Source organism: Micromonospora rubida (assembly GCF_009908295.1).
GTDB classification, from domain to species: Bacteria; Actinomycetota; Actinomycetes; order Mycobacteriales; family Micromonosporaceae; genus Micromonospora; species Micromonospora rubida.
Window position 1 is genome coordinate 1 of sequence record NZ_JAAALO010000032.1, and the last position, 1,000, is coordinate 1,000.

Consider the following 1,000-nt stretch of genomic DNA (forward strand, 5'->3'; position numbering starts at 1 on the left):
GACGAGGGTGCCGACGGCGGCGCGATCCTGGTCAAGCCCGGAGGCAGCGCCTTCCTCGAAGACAGCAACCTGTTCAACAACAACGCCAGCGGCAACGGCGGCGCCATCGCCAACTTCGGCCGCACCTTCCTCGACCGCACCACCGTGGAAAACAACCACGCCAAAGGCAGCGGCGGCGGCATCTTCAACGCCGGCATCCTCAAGCTCAAGGAATCCCACATCACCAACAACACCGCCGGCGAAAACGGCGGCGGCATCGCCAACGGCAACACCCACGAACCCAAGACCAACACCTACGAACCCACAATCACCATCGGCACCACCGCCACCGGCACCGTCGAAATCACCAAGAGCACCATCAACAGAAACACCGCCGACCACAACGGCGGCGGCATCTACACCGCCAACGGCTTCCTCGACATCACCTCCACCGACATCAAGGACAACACCGCCTGCCACAACGGCGGCGGCATCTACGCCACCGACACCAACCTCCACCTCCGCCACGTCACCATCGACAACAACAAAGCCAGCCAAGACGGCGGCGGCATCTACAACACCAGCACCACCAACAAACCCCACACCAACAAAGACGACAACAAAGACAACAAAGACAACAAAGACCGCGGCAGCGCCACCATCGACGACAGCGCCATCCGCGGCAACACCGCCGGCCGCCGCGGCGGCGGCATCTTCAACGGCGACCCCGACCTCAAACCCGGCCCCAACAAAGACAACCGCGCAACCCTCACCCTCCGCAACAGCGAGGTCAAGGGCAACACCGCCGGCAACGGCGGCGGCATCTTCAACAACCGCGGCCAGGTCAACATCACCAACACCAGAATCACCAAAAACACCGCCACCGACACCAACAAGCCCTACGACATCGCCGGCGGCATCGTCAACAACGACGGCAAAGTCCGCCTCGACGACGAATCCATCGTCATCGACAACGACCCCACCAACTGCACCGGCCACATCCCCAACTGCTTCGCCTGAC

1 pseudogene is annotated in these 1,000 nt (G+C 62.6%); it reads left to right on the forward strand.

Annotated features, from left to right (window positions below):
- A pseudogene (locus tag GVV04_RS31940) lies at positions 1-999 on the forward strand (hypothetical protein); the annotation flags it as partial.
- Position 1,000: the final 1 nt, after the last annotated feature.